An 18,779-nucleotide genomic window follows, 5' to 3' on the forward strand; every position below is an offset into this window, starting at 1 on the left:
TACGGATGTCAAGGAACTTCCGGAGGTGCTTCGGCGGGCCATGCGCGCCGCGCCGGGCGGGCAGCGGCACAATGCAGGCTCGGAGCAACCCGAGACGAAGCAGGAGCCTGGTTTTGAGCGTGCAGTCGGTCGAGCAGCGGATCGCCGAAGAGCTGGGGGTGCGCGAAGGGCAGGTCAAGGCCGCCGTCGGGCTCCTCGACGAGGGGTCCACGGTGCCGTTCATCGCCCGGTACCGCAAGGAAGTCACCGGAGAGCTGGACGACGCGCAGCTGCGCACGCTCGAGGAGCGGCTGCGCTACCTGCGCGAGCTGGACGAGCGCCGCGGCGCGGTCCTGGAGTCCATCCGGAGCCAGGGCAAGCTGGACGAGGCGCTCGAGGCGCAGATCCTCGCCGCGGACACGAAGTCGCGGCTGGAGGACATCTACCTGCCCTACAAGCCCAAGCGGCGGACCAAGGCGCAGATCGCCCGCGAGGCCGGTCTGGAGCCGCTGGCCGACGGCCTGCTGAACGACCCGTCGACGGATCCGCAGGCAGCCGCCGCGGTGTTCGTCGACGCGGACAAGGGCGTCGCGGACGCACAGGCCGCCCTCGACGGCGCGCGCGCCATCCTGGTCGAGCGCTTCGCCGAGGACGCCGACCTGATCGGCGAGCTGCGCGAGAAGATGTGGACCGAGGGCCACCTGGCGTCGAAGGTGCGGGCGGGCAAGGAGACCGACGGGGCCAAGTTCTCCGACTACTTCGACTTCTCCGAGCCCTACACCAAGCTCCCCTCGCACCGGATCCTCGCGATGCTGCGCGGCGAGAAGGAAGAGATCCTCGACCTGTCGATGGAGCCCTCCGAGCCGGTCGCCGAGGACGCTCCGGTGCGCGTCGGCCCGACCGAGTACGAGCAGCGCATCGCCGCCCGGTTCGGCATCAGCCAGCAGGACCGTCCGGCGGACAAGTGGCTCGGCGACACCGTGCGCTGGGCCTGGCGCACGAAGATCCTCCTGCACCTGGGCATCGACCTGCGGATGCGGCTGCGCCAGTCGGCCGAGGACGACGCCGTGCGCGTGTTCGCGGCCAACCTGCGCGACCTGCTGCTGGCCGCCCCGGCGGGCACCCGCGCGACGATGGGCCTCGACCCGGGCTTCCGCACCGGCGTGAAGGTGGCCGTGGTCGACGCGACCGGCAAGGTCGTCGACACCCACGTGATCTACCCGCACCAGCCGGCGAACAAGTGGGACCAGTCGATCGCCGAGCTGGCCGTGCTGGCCGGGAAGCACAACGTCGACCTGATCTCGATCGGCAACGGCACCGCCTCGCGGGAGACCGACAAGCTGGCGATCGAGCTGATCAAGAAGCACCCGGAGCTGAAGCTCACCAAGGCCGTCGTGTCCGAGGCGGGCGCGTCGGTGTACTCGGCCTCGGCGTTCGCTTCGCAGGAACTGGCGGGCATGGACGTCTCGCTGCGCGGCGCGGTCTCGATCGCGCGCCGGCTGCAGGACCCGCTGGCCGAACTGGTGAAGATCGACCCGAAGTCGATCGGCGTCGGCCAGTACCAGCACGACCTGTCCGAGGTGTCGCTGTCGCGTTCGCTGGACGCGGTGGTCGAGGACTGCGTGAACGCGGTCGGCGTGGACGTGAACACCGCGTCCGCTCCCCTGCTGACCCGGGTTTCGGGCATCACGACGTCGCTCGCGGAGAACATCGTGGCGCACCGCGACTCCAACGGCCCGTTCCGCTCGCGGACCGCGCTCAAGGACGTCGCACGGCTCGGCCCGAAGGCGTTCGAACAGTGCGCGGGCTTCCTCCGCATCCCGGACGGCGACGACCCGCTCGACGCGTCCTCGGTGCACCCGGAGGCGTACCCGGTCGTGCGGCGGATCCTCGACCGCACCGGCAGCGGCATCCGCGAGCTGATCGGCAACGCACGGACTCTGCAGGCGCTCAAGCCCACCGAGTTCGTCGACGACACCTTCGGCCTCCCGACGGTCACCGACATCCTGTCCGAGCTGGAGAAGCCGGGCCGCGACCCGCGTCCGGCGTTCAAGACCGCGACCTTTGCCGAGGGCGTCGAGAAGATCGGCGATCTCAAGCCGGGCATGCGGCTGGAGGGCGTGGTGACGAACGTGGCCGCGTTCGGCGCGTTCATCGACGTCGGCGTGCACCAGGACGGCCTCGCGCACGTTTCGGCGCTGTCGAAGAACTTCGTGAAGGACCCGCGCGACGTCGTGAAGCCGGGCGACATCGTCAAGGTGAAGGTGCTGGAGGTCGACGTGCCGCGCAAGCGGATCTCGCTGACCCTGCGCCTGGACGACGAACCCGGCGCGGGCAACAACCGCGGCGGCGGCCGGGATCGCGGCCAGGGCGGCGGTGGCGGTCAGGGCGGCGGCGGTCAGCGCCGGAACCAGCCGCAGCAGCGTGGCGGCGGTGGCGGCCGGGATCGTCGCGACTCCGGGGGCGGCGGCGCGATGGCGGACGCTCTGCGGCGCGCCGGATTCGGCAAGTAGCCTCAGAACGGAAACGGCCTCCACGCTTGCGAGCGCGGAGGCCGTTTTACGTTGTCTTGGCTCAGGGATTCATCTCGTACGCGCCGGAAAGCTCGCGCACGATCGCCCACACGCGACCGAACCGTTCGTCGTCCACCACCGGCTTCCGCAGCCCGGCCAAGGCCAGCTCCTGCTGCTTCTCCGTGGAGCTCGGCTTGCCGTGCAGATCGACCGCGGCGACGCTGAAGTCCTGCACCAGCACGGCGAACAGCTGGTCTAGCACATCGTCTGACACGCCGGTCAGCTCAGCCTGTTCCAGGATCAGCTGCCCGTACACGACGAGGGTGAACAGCTCGGTCAGCGCGAGGCCGAAGTCCAGGTCCTTCTGCTGCGCCTCGTCCGGCGTCGCCTCGGAAAGCAGGCGCACCAGCACGTCGGCCTGTTCGGTGAACCGGGCGACGTTCGGCAGGTGCTTCGCGTTCTCGTAAGCCGGTTTCCAGTCGTGGAACCGGATCTTGGACAGTCCGCGCGCGGGGCCCTGGCGGAACAGGAAGTCGTCGTCGGAGGCGTCGTCGCGGGTCGGCACCGCCGGGTATTCCTGCGGCGCGAACAGGTACGCGGGCATGAACTTCGCGATCAGCGCGAGGTTCACCGCGACCGTGCCCTCCAGCTTGGGCAGGCCGTCGATGTCGTTCTTGGCCATCGCGAGGTAGGTGTCGGCCTCGAAACCCTTGGCCGCGACGACATCCGCGACGAGCCCGATCACCTTCTGCGCCTCGGTGGTGACCTTCATCTTGGTGATCGGGTTGTACAGCAGGTAGCGGCGGTCCTGCTGGTTCGCCGAGCGGAAGTAGTCGATCGCGCGGTCGGAGAACAGCTTCATCCCGGTCAGCCGCGCGTAGGCCTCGACGAATTCGCGGCGCACGTGCGGGAAATCGGTGACCGGGTTGCCGTACAGGATCCGGTTCTGCGCGTGCGTGATCGCCTCGTACAGCGAATGCGTCGCCATCCCGATGCCGCCGAAGCACAGGTTGAACTTGCCGATGTTGACCGTGTTCAGCGCGGCGCTGAAGGCCTCCGGTCCGGTGTGCAGGAGGTCCTCGGCGCGCACCGGGTAGTCCTCGAGCCGGAACTCCGCGACGTACATCTGCGACGGCACGATGTTCTTCACGACGTGGTAGTTCGGATGCTCGGAATCGGCGTAGAAGAACACGTACTGCTCGGGTCCTTCGACGCCTTCGATCCGGCCGAACACCGAAACCGTGCGCGCGCAGTTCCCGTTGCCGATGTAGTACTTCGACCCGTTGGCGCGGTAGCCGCCCTCGCCGTCCGGGGTGAGCACGAGGTCGGACGAGTAGATGTCCGCGCCGTGTTCCTTTTCGGACAGTCCGAACGCACCTACCCCGCCCTCGGCCAGCGCTGCCGCGGCACGCTTGCGGGCGGCCGCGTTTCCGCTCTGCCACACCGGTCCGAGGCCGAGAACGGTGACCTGGAACGGGTACCAGTAGTTGAGGCCGTAGAAGCCGAGGATTTCCGCCAGCGCGGCGATCCGGCTGGTGTCCCAGCGCTTCTCGGCGTCCCCGGCCGAATCCGCGGCCGGGGTGAGGAACGTGGCGAACAGGCCTTCCTTGCCCGCGAACTCCAGGAAGTCGGCGTAGAACTCGCGGTCGTGATACGCCTCCGCGAGACGGCGCTTGCCGCGCGATTCGAACCAGTCGATCGTCGCCCGCAGCAGCCGCTGGGTCTCCGGGTCGAACTTCCGGGCGTCGTAGTCCCGCGGGTTCAGCAGCGCTGTCGCCGTTTCGCTCATCGCATCTCCAGGTCAGCCGATATTACCGCCCGGTAACCTTAGCGCGGTGCGGCCGCCGAACTCCACCGCGTCCACCCGGCCGTGGCCGTCGCGCCGGAAACGCGCGCTCGGCCTGCTGGTGTCCGAGGCGCGGGCGAGCACGTCCTCGGCGACGAAGGCGACCTCGAACGGCGGAGCCGAGAGGATGTCCGGATCATCGGTGTCGAGGATCATCTGCGCCCAGAGCGAGCCGTCGCGTTCGGTGACCTCGAAGATCAGCGAGCCGGTCCGATACCGTCCAGGGCAGTCGCCCGGGTCGATCGCCCTGGTCGGACGTCCGCCCAGTTTCGGCAGGTCAGCGAGGTTCTCGAGACACCAGTCGACGATCCGCGGGCCGAGCGCGCCCCCGCCCGCGCTGTTGGTGAGCACGGTGACCGCGAGGTTCTCGCTCGGCGCCATCACGAACTCCGACAGCTGCAGGTTGCTGACGTTGCCGCCGTGCCGCACCAGTTGCGTGTCGCCGTGAGTCAGCCGCAGCCAGGACAGCCCGACCTCCTCGAACGGCAGCGCGCCCTTGCGCTGCGCGTCGTGCATGAGGCGGCGGGTCTCGTCGCTCAACACCTCCCCGCCGGTCAGCTGGAATCGAGCCCATTTCAGCTGGTCACGGGCGGTCGACCAGAGACCGCCAGCCGGCGCGTCCGCCCGGGCGAGGCCGACGGTGTGCGCGACCGCCGGGCCGTCCTCGCGCAGCGCGTGCCCGACGGCGTGCCGCCGGGTCAGCACGTCCCAGGGCTGAAAGTACGAGTCCGTCATGCCGAGCGGCTCCAGCAGCCGGGTGCGGACCAAGTCCTCGTAGGCGCCGCCGGACACCGCCTCCGCGACACGGCCGGCCAGGAGGAATCCGGCGTTGCAATAGGAGAACACCTCGCCGACCGGGAACACCTGCGGCAGCTCGTCGAACTGCCGCACGGCGCGGGCGAGCGCGTCGTCGCCCCAGCCGGTGTCGACCTCGATGTCGCCGAGGAAGCCGGACGAGTGCGTGAGGAGGTGGCGCAGCGTCACGGTCTTGGTCGCGAGCGGGTCGGCGAGCCGCAGCTCCGGGAGGTACTCGACCACCGGCCGGTCCAGTGCGAGCACGCCGTCCTCGACCAGCACGAGCACCGCGGCGGCGGCGAACGTCTTGCTGGTGGAGCCGATCATGAACAGCGTGTCGTCGTCCACCGGCGTTCCGGTGTCCACACTGGACACTCCCGCGGTCAGCAAGGTTTCCTTGCCCTCGTGGAAAATCCCGGCCGAGACACCGGGAACTCCCGCTTCCCGTGCCCATTCGCCCAGCAGTCCCCGGAGTTCGTCTGCGCTCATGCGGCCAGCCTCGCACCCGCGGGCGCGGCGGCGATGGTGGAAACGAACGAACATCGCGCACCCGCTTCGTCGGTTCGCGCGTGGCGGCCTGCGGGCGATATCACGTAGCCCGCTGGATCTTGGGACGGTATAGTGGATGATGCGGTCCGCTCAGTTCTGCCTCGGACCGCGTCTCACTGTTGTCGACGACCACGCGCCGCAGCCACCCGAGGCCGCGCCGGGCAGGACAACCGCGCTACGTACGGAGATACGGGACGCTTTCGCGTCCGCACCAACCATGACGACTTTCACCGAACTCGGCCTGCCCAAGACTCTTGTCGACGCGCTCGCCGCCCAGGGCGTCACCGAGCCCTTCCCGATCCAGGCCGCCACGCTCCCGCACACGCTCGCGGGCCGCGACGTCCTCGGCCGCGGCCGCACCGGCTCCGGCAAGACCTACGGCTTCGTGCTGCCCGTGCTGGCCCGCCTGGCCGCGGGCCCGACGCGGCGCCGCCCCGGCCGGCCGCGGGCGCTGATCCTCGCCCCGACGCGCGAACTGGCCACCCAGATCGAGGCCGCGATCGTGCCCTTGGCGCGCCCGCTGGGCCTCAAGGCCACCACGATTTTCGGCGGCGTGAGCGCGAACCCGCAGATCACCCGCCTGCGCGACGGCGTCGACATCGTCGTCGCCTGCCCCGGCCGGCTCGCCGACCACATGCGCTCCGGCGAAGCGAAGCTGGACAAGATCGAGATCACCGTGCTCGACGAGGCCGACCACATGGCCGACCTGGGCTTCCTGCCCGAGGTCCGCCGCATCATGGCGGCGACCCCCGAGCGCGGCCAGCGCCTGCTGTTCTCCGCGACGCTCGACAACGGCATCGACGTGCTCGCGAAGCGCTTCATGAACGACCCGATGCTGCACAGCGTCGACTCGGCGCAGTCCCCGGTCTCGACGATGACGCACCACGTGCTGCACCTCGAGGAAACCCACCGCCTGCCAGTGCTGGTCGACCTCACCGCGGCTCCCGGCCGCACCCTGGTCTTCACCCGCACGAAGCACCGCGCGAAGGCCCTCACCCGCAAACTCGTCGCGAGCGGCGTCCCGGCCGTCGAACTGCACGGCAACCTCGGCCAGAACGCGCGCACGCGCAACCTGGAAGCGTTCTCGTCCGGCACCGCGAAAACCCTGGTGGCCACGGACATCGCCGCCCGGGGCATCCACGTGGACGACGTCACGCTGGTCATCCACGCCGACCCGCCGGTCGAGCACAAGGCCTACCTGCACCGCTCCGGCCGCACCGCCCGCGCGGGCGCTTCGGGCACCGTGGTGACGCTGATGACCGACGAGCAGGTCTCGGACGTCCGCGCACTCACCCGGAAGGCGGGCATCTCGCCGACCACCACGCGGATCTCGCCTTCGCACCCGCTGCTGGCCGAACTGGCCCCCGGCGACCGCTCGTTCACCGCGTCCCCGCGCCGCCCGGTCGTGGACAACCGCCCCAAGACGGTGACCGCTTCCGGCGCCGCACCGGGCACCGGCCGCCGCCGCGGCGCGCCTTCCGAGAACCGAGGCGGACTCGGCGCCCGGACCGGCTCGCAACCCCGCCGCGGTGGTGGTCGTGGCGGACCTCGTCAAGGCACGGAGCCGCGGGCCGCTCGGGCCGGATCTTCGGCAGGTTCGGACCGGCAGGCAGGCCAGTCCCGCCGGGAAGACCAGCGCCGCGGTACGGGCGCCGGCCGCCGGGGTGCGGAGGGCGCCGGCCGCCGCGCTGCTGGCGGCGACCGTCGCGGATCGGGTCAGCCGCCGCGAAACCGCCGCAACGGTTCGGGCGGACGGCGTCAGTCGGAGTCCTGAACACTGCTGGGTTGTCGTGAGTGTTTTTGCCGGTTAGAACCGGCAAAAACACTCACGACACCCGCCCACCTTGGCCCGGCCCGACGGTGATCGGCGACCGCGGCAGCGCTCCGACGTCGAGGCGCGGCGCCGTCCCGAAATTCCGGATGCGGCATGGCGATCCTTCCCTAGACTGGCCATCGTGGAGCACCGCGGAAAAGTCGTGCGCTGGGAGGTCGACGAGGGCTGGGGCATCATCGAATCCGCCGCCGTCGACAGTCCGGTCTGGGCGCATTTCTCGATGATCGACCAGGACAGCCGCGGGGTGCGCGAGGCAAACGGATTCCGTTCCCTCGCCGTAGGCGACGACGTCAAGTTCACGGTCGAGCGCGCCGAACAGGACGGCTGTCACTGGCGCGCGATCTGGGTGTGCACCGCCTGATCAGCTGACCAGGAACAGCAGAAACGGCCCCACACCCAAAAACAGCAACACAGCCGCGTTCGTCTTCCGGTACTCCAGCAACAACGCCACGAACTCCCGCAAGAACGCGCTCGGCACGAAATACGACGCCGTCCGCGCCCCGATCACGTTGAGCCGCAACCCCAATTGCCGCGCCAAAACCGCTGTGCGGAACACGTGGTAGTTGTTCGTCACGGCGAGAATCGGCCCGGAAAACCCGCGCTGCGCAAGCAAAGCGACGCTGAACCGCAGGTTCTCGTTAGTGGTCGTCGCACGGTCCTCCAGCACGATCTGTTCCGCGGGAACCCCGGCCCCGATGAGATACCGCGCCATCGCGTCGGCCTCGGAGGTCAGTTCGTCCGCACCCTGACCGCCGGACACCACCAGCAACGCACCCGGTGACCGCTGCTGCACCTGCACCGCGCGGTCGAGCCTGCTGGCCAGCAGCGGCGGCACCCGGTCGCCCTGCAGCCCCGAACCGAGAACAACCACCGCGCCAGCGCGAGCGCGGCGGGTGACCCGGCTGTAGAGGATCGAGTACAGCAGCAAAGCCGTGAACAGGAACGCCAAATAGCCGGTCACCAACAGCACTGCCATCGCGGCCACGCGGAGCAACGGCTGATCGTCGAAAACCAGCGAACTCACCGCGAGCGCGAACACCGCGAGCAGACCGAGCCCGGCCAGCAGCGAAAGCAGGTTCGCCAGCCGCCGACCCTCTCGCCGCAGCATCACGACGCCGTTCGCGATCAGGGCCCACGGCAGTGCCAGCGCACCAAGCCCGCCGACGAGAGCCACCACCACGACGATCGCGATCTGCGCCCATTCGACGTGGTTGAAGAACGACAGCAGCCACAACCCGGTGAACCACAGCGCGACCAGGAACCACACCGCGTTGCCGACCCGCCGTGGCTCGCGCACGAACCGCACGACGAACACCAGCACGGAAGCGATCGCGAAAAGCCCGGACGTCATGGTCGTGCATTCTGTCTGGCACGCCTGAGCGTCGCGCGGGCAGGTACTCAGAGTGACGTCGTCAGACCCCGCGCGCGCAGCACCGACCGTTCCAGCGGACGGAACACGATCAGCTCGATCGCCACCCCGACGAACAAAATCAGGAAAATCGCCGCGATCACCTTCGGCATCGAGTTGTACGAGGACCCGTCGTTCAAATACGTCCCCAGCCCGACGCCGAGGCTCGGCGAGCGCGCGATCAGTTCCGCGGCCATCAGCGAGCGCCACGAGAACGCCCAGCCCTGTTTGAGCCCGGCCAGGAACCCGGGCAACGCGGCGGGCAGCAGGATGTGCCGGGCCGCGGCGAAACGGCCGGCGCCCATCACCTTGCCGACGCGCGGCAGGATCGGCGGGATCTGGTCGATGCCGGACACCAGACCGTTCGCGATCGACGGGACCGAGCCGAGCAGCACGACGAAGTAGATCGCCGCGTCGTTGATGCCGAACCAGATCACCGCGGCGGGCACCCAGGCCACCGACGGCAGGCTCTGCAACCCGCTCAGCAGCGGCCCGATCGCGGCGCGCACCACGCGGACCTTCGCCACCAGGATGCCCAGCGGCGTCCCGATCACCACCCCGGCGGCGAAGCCCAAAGCGGCGCGGTGCACGGAAGTCCAGATGAAGCCGAACACCGAACCGTCGTTGACCGTGCTCACGAACTCGGCCCAGACGTCCAGCGGCGCGGGCAGCGTGGTCTCCGGCCAGAACGCGGCGGCCCACAGGATCTGCCAGAGCGCCACCAGCAGCACGAGCGCGCCGAGCGGCGGCAGGAATCCGCGCACGAACCGGCGGCGCAGTGACGTCGGCCGCGCGCCGGCGGGGGTGTCGAGCCGGTCCAGTCCGGCGCCGACGGCTTCGTCTAGGTCGGGGGCCGCCTGGTCAGGCTGCGGCATGGGTGCTGATCACCTTTCGCAGATCGGCCGTGATCTCCTCGGCCAGCAGTTCGGCGTCGGCGGACGGGACGTCGTGCCACTCGCGGACCACGCGGCCCGGACGCGAGGACAGCAGCACCACCCGCTGTCCAAGCCGGACAGCCTCGCGGACGTCGTGCGTCACGAACAGCACCGAGGTTCCGGTGCTGCGCCACACTCGCAGGAGCTCGCTCTGCAGCACGTCGCGGGTGATCGCGTCGAGCGCCGCGAACGGTTCGTCCATGAGCAGCAACGCGTTCCCGTCGTCGCCGCCGACGCGATGGGTCGCAGCCAGCGCGCGGGCCAGCGCGACCCGCTGCCGCATCCCGCCGGACAACTCGTGCGGACGCTTGCGCGCGGCGTCGCTCAACCGCACCAGGTCCAGCAGCTCAGCGGCCTTTTCCCGACGCTCGGAACGGCCGAATCCAGCGAGCCGCAGCGGCAGTTCCACGTTCCGGGACGCGGTCAGCCACGGCATCAGCGCGGCCTCCTGGAACATCACCGCGGGCCGCGAAGTGGTGAGCGTGATCTCACCGGCGGACGGCTGGTCGAGACCGGCGACGAGGTTCAGCAGCGTGCTCTTGCCGCAGCCGGACGCGCCGAGCAGGCAGACGAACTCGCCCGGTTCGACGGTGAGATCAACCCCGTCGAGCGCGGTCACGGCGCTGCCGGCGGAGCCGAACACCTTGCCGACGCGGTCGAGGTGCACGGCGGCGGTCACTGGCCGGGCCAGGGTGGTGGTCATCGCGGATCGCCTTCCGGTCGGGACGTCACTTGGCCAGTTCGGGCGCGTTGACGGCGGGCAGCTGCTGTGCCTTGAGGACCTCGTTGAGCGGGCCGAAGTCGGCGAACCCCTTCAGGTCCACCACCTTGTCGACCACGCCCGCGGTCACCGAGTCCTTGGCCAGCTGCGGGAACTGCGCGGGCACCGGGTCGGTGGTCAGTTCGATGTTCGAGAACGCGCGGTCGAGCACGGCCGGGCTGAGCGAGCTGCCGGACAGTTCCTTGAGTGCTCCGTTGACCACGGTCTTCGCCTCGGCCGGGTTCTTCTTCGCCCAGTCGATCGCCTGCAGCTCGCCCTTCAGCAGCGCGCGCACGGTGTCCGGGTGCTGCTTGAGGAATTCGCTGCGCACGATCGCGACGGTGGTCGGGAACCGGCCTTCCGGCCACAGCGACTTCTCGTCGACCAGCACCTTCGCGCCCGCGTCGGCGACCAGCCGCGACGACCACGGCTCGGGCAGCCAGCCGCCGTCGACCTCGCCCTTTTTGAACGCGTCGAACGTCTTCGGGTTGTCCAGGTTGGTCACGTTCACCTGGCCGGTCAGGTGCTTCTCGGCGAGGAACTTCTTGAGCGCGACGTCCTGGGTGTTGGCCAGCTGCGGCGTCGCGATCGTCTTGCCCTTGAGCTGGTCGACCGACGTGATCCCAGGCTTGACGACCAACTGCGCGCCACCGGTGACCGCGCCGGACACGAGCTGGATCGCGCCCTTGGACTTGGTGAAGGCGTTGATCGCCGGCCCGGAGCCGATGAACGCGACGTCGAGCGAACCGCCGAGCAGCGCGTTCACTTCGGACGGACCGGCGTTGAACGTCTGTGTCGTGAGTTTCGTGCCGCCGAGGTTCTGCGCGAAGAAGTTCTTCTTGACCCCGATCAGCGCGGGCGTGTGCGTCACGTTCGGGAAGAAGCCGACGCGCACCTCCCCGGCGGCGCCCTGGTTGGTCGCGGCCTCGGTGCGGTCCGCGCGGGAACACCCGGCGAGCGCCCCGAGCACCGTCAGCGCGGCGAGTGCGGAAGCAAGCAATCGGGTTCGCGGAAATGTACGCACAAATGGCCCTTTCGCGGTCAGCGGAACGGGGCGAGAATGACACGTTCACCCGCGAGACTGCATATGCATCCGCATCCCGGGAAATTGTGTGGGATTACTTGACAGGCCCGGGCCTCACCTGCTTGTCAGGAGCGAGACGTCGCCGAACTCGTGCCACAGATACTCCCGTCGCACTGCCGCGTCGTAAGCCCGCTGCACCAACTCGGGACCCACGACCGCTTCCAGAAGCAGCAGGTGAGACGCCTCCGGCGTATGCAATCCGGTGATCAATCCGTCGACCGCGCGGGCCGGCCGATCAGGACCGAGCACGAGTTCGGTCCATCCCGCCGCCGCGGTGACGAGCCTGCCGGGATTCGCCGCCGATTCGATCGCGCGCACCGCCGTTGTCCCCACTGCGATAACGCGTCCACCCTGGTCACGCACCCAATTGACCAACGCGGCAGTCGTCGCCGGAACGCGAAATCGCTCGCCGTACGGCGGTTCTCCGGCTTCCGGCGACGAGACGCCGGTGTGCAACAAGATCGGTGCGAACAGCACTCCCCGCGAGACCAGCTGGGTCACCAGCTCCGAAGTGAACGGCCGGGCCGCGCTCGGCATCTCCGCCGAACCCGGATCGAGCGCGAACACGGTCTGGTAATTCGGCAACGGCCACGCGCGCGGGACATAGCCGTAGCGGATCGGCCGACCGACCTTCGTGAGATACCGCGTGACCTCGCCTTCCACTTCGATCTTCGCGCGCCACAACCGTTGTGCACCGGCGACGTGCGGCTCGCGCAGCGTGACGACAGCACCGGCGGGCAGGCTGAGCCGCTCCCCTGTACGGCCGTCGAGGAGCGGGCCGCCAGGCGCACGAAGCTCGACCACCCAGGTGCCATCGTCGAGTTCGGTGGAGAAGTGGACGGTGATGACGCGTTCGTCCCGGACCGCGTCGACGGCGGCGGGCAACGTGCCGGAAGTGTTTACTACCAACAAATCGCCAGAATTCAAGAATGCAGGTAGGTCACGGAAAGTAGCGTGCTGTACGTCCGCCGGACCGGCCGCGAGCAGCCGCACCTCGTCCCGCGCGAGGCCGCGCGCTTCGGGCGGAACGGACGCGCTGCGGTCCTCGGCCAGGTCGAACCGGGTGTGCGGTGCGGTCATGACTGCGCCTGCAGATCCGCTGCCCGGAACCGGCCGCTCGGCGGACGTTCCTCCAGCAGCCGAAGAAAAGCCGGTACCGCGGTCTCCGGCAGCGGACGGTCCGAAATGTCCTCGCCCGGGAAAGCGGCTTGATGCATGGCCGTGCGCAAATCCCCTGGATCGACGGCATACACCGCGATGTCCGGGTTTTCCACGCCCAGCACCGCGCTCACGTGGTCCAGCGCCGCCTTCGCCGAACCGTAGCCGCCCCAGCCCTGATACGGTTCCACGGCGGCGTCGGAGCTGATGTTCACCAGCACTCCCTTGGCCGCGGTGAGCGCGGGCAACAGCAGCCGGGCGAGCGCGAGCGGGGCGAAAACGTTGGTGCGAAAGACAGTTTCGAGCTCGTCCGGCGGGTACTCGGCCAGCGGCGGCAGCGGGCTGACGCCGAGCGTGCTGGCGTTGTTGACGAGCAGGTCGAGCCGGGGCCCGGCGGTTTCGGCGAGCCGGGCGCGGTGCGCGGGATCGGTGACGTCGCCGGGCACCGGGGTGAACCCGAGGTCCGCCGCGGCGGCGCGCAGCGTCCCCTGGTCGCGTCCGGTGCCCAGCACTGTCCATTCGCGACGGACGAGAGCCGCGGCGAGCGCCCGGCCCAGACCGGCGGAAGCGCCGGTGACAACAGCTACTGGCATGGTCCCTCCAGAAGTAGGCACCTGCCAGCGTGCGACCTCTACCTTACTGGAGGTCAACCGGCCGGCGGCCGCGCAGCAGCGTGTACGCCACCAGCGAAACCACGAACCCGGCGTAGTAAGCCAGATCCGCACCGTGCAGCGCCGCAGCGACCGGTCCGGTGTAGACAGTCGTGTTCATGAACGGCACCGCCGCCGCGAAGCCCACCACGAACGCCACCAGCGCGGCCCAACTGCGCACCGGACGCTGCAGCTCAGCCAGCACATCGACCTCGCGTCCGCCACGCCTGCGCCGCAGCCAATCCGGCACGACGACACCGAGGAACGGCGGGATCCAGTAACTCACCACCAGCAGCACGTTCTGGAATTTCGCCGCCAGATCACCGGTGTGCATCCAAAGAATCAGCGCGAACGCCAGCACCGTCACGACCACCGCCGACACCGGCCGACGCACCCGCACGCCGACGGTCTGCAGTGCGAGCGAGCCGCTGTAGTCGTTCATCGCGTTGGACGACACCGCCGCCAGCGCGATCACCAGCAGCGCCACCGCACCGAGGGCGCCGCCGCCGAGCAGCGTCGACACTCCGGCGGCGGTCTGGTCGCCCAGCGCAGTGCCGAGCGCGAGGCCGATGCCCTCGCCGAGCGCGTACGAGGCGGTCAGCCCGAGCAGCGTGAACCAGAAGACGCCGCTCGGTCGCGTCGAAGCAGGCAAGTAACGGCTGAAATCCGACGCATAAGGAGCCCACGAAATAGCGAGGCTGAGCGTAATGGTGGAAAACAGCACGACGGCCCCGGCGAAATCGCCGCCGGTCGCGGAATCGGTAAACGTGATCGGGTGATCAAGCACCACCTTTACCGCGAGCGCGACAAATGCGACAACCAGCACCACGCTCATCACGGCCTGGACCCGGTGGATCACCGCGTAACCGAATACGCCGAGCGTGCACTGCAGCACCAGCACCACGAGCACGGCCGCCCAGAACGGCAGCCCGGTGAGCTGCGCCAGCGCTTCGCCGCCGAACAGCCCGACCAGCGCGTCCCACGCGATCGAGCCGAGCCATTGCACCAGGCCGGGCAGCACGACGCCGCGGCCGAACGGGAGCCGCGCGAGCGGCAGCTGGCCGGTTCCGGTGCGCGGACCCCAGGTAGACAGCCACGCGACCGGCAGCGAGCCGACCACGGTGCCGATCAGCGCGATGACGAACCCGGTGGTGAAACCGAGCCCGAGCGTCGCGCCGAGGGTGCCGGTGAACACGGCGGTCATGGTGAGGTTCGGCGCGAACCACACGCCCGCGAGCCGCCACGGCCGCCCGAACCGGTTCGCCTCCGGGATCGGGGTGATTCCGTGCGTTTCGATCGCGAAATCCCCTGCTCCGGACGGCATTCGGCCGCCGAAGACCTCGGCGTCGATCCCGCTCATGCGCTGCCCTTTCTCCCGGCTGACCCGTGAGTCTGAACCGGAGTACCCGGCCGCGCCAATAATCTGTGGCGTTCCCGACCCGTGCCCGGCAGGATCGCCGGGTGGGGGAAGCACCGTTGCGCCATCGCGCGTTCGCGATTTTCTACGCCGGACGACTTGTCTCGCTGCTGGGCAGCGCCATGACCCCGGTCGCCTTGTCCTTCGCGGTGCTGGGCAGCAGCCACAGTCCGACCGACCTCGGCATCGTGCTCGCCGCCGGGATCGTGCCGCTGCTGGCGTTCCTGCTCGTGGGCGGCGCGGTCGGCGACCGGTTCCCGCGCAACCGCGTGCTGCGGCTGTCGAACCTCGGCGCCGGTGCGGCCCAGCTGGCGGCCGCGGCCATCCTGCTCACCGGCAACTACTCGCTGGGCGCCCTCGTCGCGACCGAGTTCCTCGGCGGAATCTGCACCGCGTTCACGACGCCGGTGCTGCGCGGGATCGTCCCGCAGATCGTCCCGCCGGAGTCGCTGCGCCAGGCGAACTCGCTGCTGGCCACCGGACGGAACATCACCAAGGTGGCCGGTCCGGCCGTCGCCGGGGTCCTGGTCGGCACGGTCGGCGGCGGCTGGGCGATCGCCGCCGACGGGGTGTCGTTCGTGCTCGCCGCCTTGCTCTACCAGGCGATCACGCTGCCCCCGGCGGAAAAATCCGAGCAGCACAGCGTCTTGCACAGTGTGCGAATCGGCTGGCGGCAGTTCTGGCGGATCCCGTGGCTGTGGCGGGTGGTCACGGCGTTCACCGTCTACAACATCGTCTTCACCGGCGGCTGGCTGGTGCTCGGGCCGGGCATCGCGCAGGACACCATCGGCGCGGCCGGATGGGGCGCGGCGCTGAGCGTGCGCGCGGTGGGCGCGCTGCTGGCCGGGCTGGTGATGTACCGGCTCGCGCCGAAACGACTGCTGCCGGTCGGACTGGTTGGTGCGGCCCTGACCGCGCTGCCGCTGTTCGCGCTCGGCACGCACGCGAACTTCGCCGTGCTGGCCGGGACGACGTTCGTCGCCGGGTTCTCCGCCGGAGTCATGGGTGTCGCCTGGGATACGACGTTGCAGGAAAACATCCCCGGGCACCTTCTGTCGCGGATGGCCGCGTTCGACGATTTCGGCTCCTACGCGGGCATCCCGATCGGCGAACTCCTCGCCGGACCGATCGGCGCCGCGTTCGGCGCGCCCGCGGTGCTGCTCGCCGGCGGGTTCGTCCTGGTCGCCACCGCGCTTTCCCCGCTGCGCTCCTCCGCCGTCCGCGCACTGCGACACCCGCCGGTCCCCGTGCCGTGAACGCAAGGAAGGGCCTGCCGGAACTCCCGGCAGGCCCTTCCTTTCACCCCTCGGTCACACCAGCAGCAGGAACGCCACTCCGTTGGGCGAGCCGAGGCCCGTCACGTCGTCGTAGCCCTTGGTCGTGTGGATCGTCAGGTTCGGGTAGTCGAGCACCCGGGCGGAGGTCTTCAGCCCGCCGGAGGCGTCGGTCCCGTTGGCGAAGTCCACGCGCTGCACCGCTCCGTCGACGTGCTGCACGTCGTGGATCGCCGACGTGCGCGACGTCAGCTGGTACAGCACCGGGTTGATGAACCCGTGGTGGAAGTGGTCGAGGCTGTCGGCCACCGCCATCACGCCCGCGAACACCGGCGACGCCAGGCTCGTGCCGCCGATCCGGTACTGGTCGTAGTAGACGCCGTCCGGGAAGGTCTGCGTCTGGCCCACCAGGAAACCGGTGTTCGGGTCGGCGACCGCGGAGATGTCCGGGACTACGCGGCCCTTCGCGCCGCCGGTCTGGTTCTTCGTGGACAGCGCGTCCGGCACGATCCCCTTCTGGTAGAAGGGCTGGCCGAACAGTCGGCTCGTCCCGCCGCCCGCGCCGCCGTTGAACGCACCCGGGAACGCCGGGGCGTAGGCGCCGTCGGTCAGCGTCGACTTGCCGGTCTCCCAACCGGTTTCGAAGATCCGCTTGCCGTCCTGGCCGACCGCCAACGAGGTGCCGCCGACCGCGGTCACCCAAGGAGCCGAAGCGGAGAAGTCCGGCGACGGCGTGCCCAGCCGCGCGACCTCGTCCCCGTTGTCGCCGGAGGAGAAGTACACGCCGATGCCCTCGAGCACCGCCTGCAGCGAGATGTGGTTGAACACCTTGACCTCGGAGGCCGGGATGTCCTCGCCGGTGTCGCCGTAGGAGTTGGAGATGATGTCGGCCTTGTGCCCCGCGACGACGTAGTTCAGCGCGGTGTCCAGCGACAGGTCTTCACAGTCCTGCCCGCCGACGTACAGGATGTTCGCGCCCGGGGCGAGCCCGTGCGCGGCCTCGACGTCCAGGGTTTCCTCGCCGTACCAGCCGGAAGCGTCGCACTGGTCCGGTCCTTCGAGCACCGGGTTCGGCGGGAAGATGTGCTGTTTGAACTGCTGCTGGGTCAGCGGGTGCGCCGGATCGTTGCGCTTGGCGTACTCGGACGCGTCGGCGTAGATCGTCGGCGAGGCGAACGCGTCCACGATGGCGATCGTGGTGCCGCGACCGTCCGCGCCGAGCTTCGCGGCCTGGTCCAAGCCGTACGCCGAACGCAGCTGCGCGGGCGTGTAACCGCACGGCGCGTACGGAAGCTGCTTGCCGTTGTAGGCCGGGTCAGTCGTGTCGGTCTTCTCGCCGTAGTAGGCGCTGCACGGTCCCGAGTTGCGGAATCCCTTGCTGGGCGGCGCGGTCGACGGGCTGCCCTGCACGCGAGACTGCTTCGTCGCCGGAGTGTCCGCACCGTCGGTGTGGTCCGGCTTGAACAGATTCGTCGCCTGGTCAATGCCGACGACGCCGAGCACGTCCTTGGCCAGCGACGCCGGAACGGACAGGTCCTTGTCCGCCGCCCGCAGCGTCTGCCCCTTGACCTGGTACTTGCCCAGGTTCACGGCGAACGCGCGCTGCACCTGGTCAGCGGTACCGGTCGCCTCGACGTACGCCCGGTTGGACGGCACCTCGCCGGTGGCGAATCCGCTTGCGGACAGCCAATTCTTCACCGCGGACACAGTCTGGTCGGAAGCCGCGAACTGGTCGCGCACCTGGTCCGGCGAAAGATAGTGCCGGTAGCCACGACTGTTCGGATCGGACACCGACTGCGCGGCAGCCTCGGCCGCCCCCTGGTCCTTGAGATTCAGGTAAACCCGAAAGTCCATTGTGGACGACCCAGCCGTGTCGGCCACCTTGGACTGCGGATTGGCCCAAGCCGGATGCGATTGCGGAATGTCCGCCCGCCCCTGAGCCGACGCCACGGCAGGCGAAGCGGCCAAGCCGCCCACCACCGCCAGCGAAAGAAACATGGTGACGCTTCTACGCACAGCAACTCCCTCGTGTTGCGCGGCCTCGACCCCGCCTGCCGCCGGAAAGAGACTAGGACTGCCCCCGCCCGCCGGGGAAGCGTCCGGCTTTCCCGTGCGGAACCGTTATCTGCTCCCCTCATCGCGACACAAGGGACGAGTGCGGCCAAAGTCCGTTTCATCCGCACTGTCCACAGCGGAATGTGCCGAAATCAGAAAAACGCCCGTTTCGCAGTACTCCCCTCACAGCACTAGACGGCTCCAAACGCCACCTACGAAGGTCGCACAATCCCGATCAGCGACACCAGAAACTCACCCATCTGCCCACCCACGCCCAAGTACGTGAGGCTCCCGTCCGCCCAGAGCCGCTGCCGCCGGTGCGCCCCAATGCCACATTGGGTGCATCAGACGCACCGAACGCCACATTGGGGCGCTCGCCCCCCACCGCCAACCGCCGCCGGTGCACCCAACGTTCGAAGCACCCAGCCCCTCGCCCGCACCCCGATATAAAGCGTCCCTGCGGTCTGGGGGTGCTTGTCAAGGGCACTTTACCGCCGTGTCCAGCGCCCCCCGACCGGGCGC

The 18,779-nt window shown here is 69.4% G+C and carries 14 protein-coding genes; 4 read left to right on the top strand and 10 right to left on the bottom strand.

The genetic code is table 11. The features are described from left to right. The first annotated feature begins 113 nt into the window (after positions 1-113). Entirely contained in the window at positions 114-2,492 is a 2,379-nt protein-coding gene (locus ACWDNU_RS32240) for a Tex family protein (protein WP_449671651.1), read from the top strand. Between the two features lie 61 nt (positions 2,493-2,553). Here ACWDNU_RS32240 and ACWDNU_RS32245 read toward each other — a convergent pair whose 3' ends face one another. Further along, positions 2,554-4,281 (bottom strand): acyl-CoA dehydrogenase, encoded by a 1,728-nt coding sequence (locus ACWDNU_RS32245; protein ID WP_370939778.1) that lies wholly within the window; start codon positions 4,279-4,281, stop codon positions 2,554-2,556. 12 nt (positions 4,282-4,293) lie between these two features. Further along, positions 4,294-5,622: a serine hydrolase domain-containing protein gene (locus ACWDNU_RS32250; RefSeq protein WP_449671652.1), complete on the bottom strand. Its 1,329-nt coding sequence runs from the start codon at positions 5,620-5,622 to the stop codon at positions 4,294-4,296. Between the two features lie 277 nt (positions 5,623-5,899). Here ACWDNU_RS32250 and ACWDNU_RS32255 point away from each other — a divergent pair, with 277 nt between their 5' ends. Continuing rightward, positions 5,900-7,456, top strand: a complete 1,557-nt coding sequence (locus tag ACWDNU_RS32255) for a DEAD/DEAH box helicase (RefSeq protein WP_370939780.1) — start codon at positions 5,900-5,902, stop codon at positions 7,454-7,456. Positions 7,457-7,637: 181 nt separating this feature from the next. Continuing rightward, on the top strand, positions 7,638-7,877 hold the full coding sequence (locus ACWDNU_RS32260) for a cold-shock protein (protein WP_449671653.1): 240 nt from the start codon (positions 7,638-7,640) through the stop codon (positions 7,875-7,877). On the opposite strand, the gene ACWDNU_RS32265 is transcribed toward ACWDNU_RS32260, so the two are convergent. From ACWDNU_RS32265 to ACWDNU_RS32295, 7 genes are all read right to left on the bottom strand, one after another. Then, on the bottom strand, positions 7,878-8,867 hold the full coding sequence (locus tag ACWDNU_RS32265; protein WP_449671654.1) for a YdcF family protein: 990 nt from the start codon (positions 8,865-8,867) through the stop codon (positions 7,878-7,880). It abuts the gene before it with no gap. Between the two features lie 47 nt (positions 8,868-8,914). Beyond that, positions 8,915-9,799 (bottom strand): ABC transporter permease, encoded by an 885-nt coding sequence (locus tag ACWDNU_RS32270; protein WP_370939784.1) that lies wholly within the window; start codon positions 9,797-9,799, stop codon positions 8,915-8,917. Next, positions 9,786-10,562, bottom strand: coding sequence for an ABC transporter ATP-binding protein (locus ACWDNU_RS32275; protein WP_182892340.1), 777 nt, complete (start codon positions 10,560-10,562; stop codon positions 9,786-9,788). Before ACWDNU_RS32275 ends, ACWDNU_RS32270 begins: the two co-directional genes overlap by 14 nt. Before the next feature lie 25 nt (positions 10,563-10,587). After that, positions 10,588-11,643, bottom strand: coding sequence for an ABC transporter substrate-binding protein (locus tag ACWDNU_RS32280; RefSeq protein ID WP_370939788.1), 1,056 nt, complete (start codon positions 11,641-11,643; stop codon positions 10,588-10,590). Between the two features lie 114 nt (positions 11,644-11,757). After that, positions 11,758-12,783: an S-adenosylmethionine:tRNA ribosyltransferase-isomerase gene (locus ACWDNU_RS32285; RefSeq protein WP_449671655.1), complete on the bottom strand. Its 1,026-nt coding sequence runs from the start codon at positions 12,781-12,783 to the stop codon at positions 11,758-11,760. After that, a complete protein-coding gene (locus ACWDNU_RS32290) occupies positions 12,780-13,454 on the bottom strand; it encodes an SDR family NAD(P)-dependent oxidoreductase (protein WP_449671656.1) in 675 nt (224 codons plus the stop codon). The genes ACWDNU_RS32285 and ACWDNU_RS32290 overlap by 4 nt, the downstream gene beginning before the upstream one ends. Before the next feature lie 43 nt (positions 13,455-13,497). Further along, a complete protein-coding gene (locus ACWDNU_RS32295) occupies positions 13,498-14,871 on the bottom strand; it encodes a purine-cytosine permease family protein (RefSeq protein WP_449671657.1) in 1,374 nt (457 codons plus the stop codon). Positions 14,872-14,972: 101 nt separating this feature from the next. Between ACWDNU_RS32295 and ACWDNU_RS32300 the strand changes: the two genes are divergently transcribed. After that, the gene (locus ACWDNU_RS32300; RefSeq protein WP_449671658.1) at positions 14,973-16,184 is read left to right on the top strand and encodes an MFS transporter; all 1,212 of its coding nucleotides are present in this window, start codon (positions 14,973-14,975) and stop codon (positions 16,182-16,184) included. 54 nt (positions 16,185-16,238) lie between these two features. Here the strand turns inward: ACWDNU_RS32300 and ACWDNU_RS32305 are convergent, their stop codons facing one another. Continuing rightward, entirely contained in the window at positions 16,239-18,218 is a 1,980-nt protein-coding gene (locus ACWDNU_RS32305; protein WP_370939796.1) for a S53 family peptidase, read from the bottom strand. Positions 18,219-18,779 lie beyond the last annotated feature (561 nt).

It is taken from the genome of Amycolatopsis sp. NPDC003676 (assembly GCF_053587275.1).

Excerpts from the sequence above, each read along its gene's own strand:
- ACWDNU_RS32245 (WP_370939778.1), bottom strand. The coding sequence starts at position 4,281 with ATGAGCGAAACGGCGACAGCGCTGCTGAACCCGCGGGACTACGACGCC.
- ACWDNU_RS32250 (WP_449671652.1), bottom strand. The coding sequence starts at position 5,622 with ATGAGCGCAGACGAACTCCGGGGACTGCTGGGCGAATGGGCACGGGAA.
- ACWDNU_RS32255 (WP_370939780.1), top strand. The coding sequence starts at position 5,900 with ATGACGACTTTCACCGAACTCGGCCTGCCCAAGACTCTTGTCGACGCG.
- ACWDNU_RS32265 (WP_449671654.1), bottom strand. The coding sequence starts at position 8,867 with ATGACGTCCGGGCTTTTCGCGATCGCTTCCGTGCTGGTGTTCGTCGTG.
- ACWDNU_RS32270 (WP_370939784.1), bottom strand. The coding sequence starts at position 9,799 with ATGCCGCAGCCTGACCAGGCGGCCCCCGACCTAGACGAAGCCGTCGGC.
- ACWDNU_RS32275 (WP_182892340.1), bottom strand. The coding sequence starts at position 10,562 with ATGACCACCACCCTGGCCCGGCCAGTGACCGCCGCCGTGCACCTCGAC.
- ACWDNU_RS32285 (WP_449671655.1), bottom strand. The coding sequence starts at position 12,783 with ATGACCGCACCGCACACCCGGTTCGACCTGGCCGAGGACCGCAGCGCG.
- ACWDNU_RS32290 (WP_449671656.1), bottom strand. The coding sequence starts at position 13,454 with ATGCCAGTAGCTGTTGTCACCGGCGCTTCCGCCGGTCTGGGCCGGGCG.
- ACWDNU_RS32295 (WP_449671657.1), bottom strand. The coding sequence starts at position 14,871 with ATGAGCGGGATCGACGCCGAGGTCTTCGGCGGCCGAATGCCGTCCGGA.